Here is a 1,243-nt window from a genome sequence, read left to right on the forward strand (position 1 = left end):
GGATCAAATAATATTGTTGTGTTTTTAACAATCCAATATTATTGTTTATCTTTGCGTCATGAATAGAACTCAGCCCATAGATTACAAGTCCGTATTGTCCTTGTTTCTTCCCGCAGGACTCCTTGACTATTTCGACATAACAGAAGCTTCCAACATGGGAGATTATTTTATGTTGGTCTTAGTTGAGAAAGATATTGTGCCTGAAAACTTACAAGACCTTCCTTTAATTTCCAATGGTTTCCACAAGCCAATAACAGTTACAGACTTTCCCGTCCGTGACCATACCATGTATTTCAGAATAAAGCGACGCAGATGGCTTGACAAGTCTACCGGCAAGAGCTACAGTCGCGATTGGAATCTTGTTGCATCAGGAACCAGAATTACCGCTGAGTTCGGAGCTTTTTTAAAAGAATTACCTTGATACCCATGCAGTGAGCATCAAGAGCGTTGCAGAGTTTACGCATTTGAAGGCAAATGTCCTAAATGACTACTACAAGAACCATCTGAGCGAATTTCACTCCTGGAATCAGAAAAAACATTCAGAGGAGTTTACGCTTTATGCCTGCAATCTCGGCGAACATCTTGCCATAGACGAGTCTTCACTGAGCAATGGAGAATTGTACACAATTGTGACCAATAAGGACGGGCACGGTAGGAAGGGTACGCTGGTTGCAATGGTAAAGGGTGTGAAATCAGACTTTATAATCAAGAAGTTACAGCGTCTTCCTGCCGGCAAACGTGCAATGGTCAAGTCTGTTACTATGGACATGTCAAACTCTATGTATAAGATAGTACGTAAGTGTTTTCCCAATGCAGAGCAGATCGTAGACCGATTCCATGTGCAGAAACTTATGTATGATGCTCTTCAGGACTTACGTATAAAGCACCGTTGGGAAGTGATTGCGGAGGATAATCGCATGCGTGCTTTGTACAAGGAGAAAGGACTTGAATACAAGCCTGAAATATTAAGCTGTGGAGACACTCTTAAGCCTTATGGTAAGATGCAGCAGGTTGCTTGTAAGAAAGCCGAATGACTGGACCGAATCACAAGCAGAAAGAGCCAAGGTTCTATTCAGTAGATTTCCGGACATGAAAGAGTTTTATTATCTTGCTTTAAGATTGGGTAAGATATATTCGGATTACGATAACAAGGACGTGGCACGACCCAAACTCGCATTATGGTTTAATCAGGTTGAGCAATGGAACTGTGAAGAGTTTAATACAGTCATCAAAACGTTTCAAA

General features: G+C 41.3%; 3 protein-coding genes. All 3 read left to right on the forward strand.

Annotated features, from left to right (window positions below):
• Nucleotides 1-58 precede the first annotated feature (58 nt).
• On the forward strand, nucleotides 59-421 hold the full coding sequence (locus tag HMPREF0673_RS01775) for an ISAon1 family transposase N-terminal region protein (RefSeq protein WP_007897329.1): 363 nt from the start codon (nucleotides 59-61) through the stop codon (nucleotides 419-421).
• A 10-nt stretch (nucleotides 422-431) separates the two neighbouring features.
• On the forward strand, nucleotides 432-1,034 hold the full coding sequence (locus tag HMPREF0673_RS01780) for an ISAon1 family transposase (RefSeq protein WP_007897330.1): 603 nt from the start codon (nucleotides 432-434) through the stop codon (nucleotides 1,032-1,034).
• The coding region (locus HMPREF0673_RS15025) for a transposase (RefSeq protein ID WP_216589861.1) at nucleotides 994-1,243 on the forward strand (250 nt) is incomplete at its 3' end. The genes HMPREF0673_RS01780 and HMPREF0673_RS15025, both read left to right, overlap by 41 nt.

It is taken from the genome of Leyella stercorea DSM 18206 (assembly GCF_000235885.1).
In the GTDB taxonomy this organism is placed as follows: domain Bacteria; phylum Bacteroidota; class Bacteroidia; order Bacteroidales; family Bacteroidaceae; genus Prevotella; species Prevotella stercorea.

Excerpts from the sequence above, each read along its gene's own strand:
- HMPREF0673_RS01775 (WP_007897329.1), top strand. The coding sequence starts at position 59 with ATGAATAGAACTCAGCCCATAGATTACAAGTCCGTATTGTCCTTGTTT.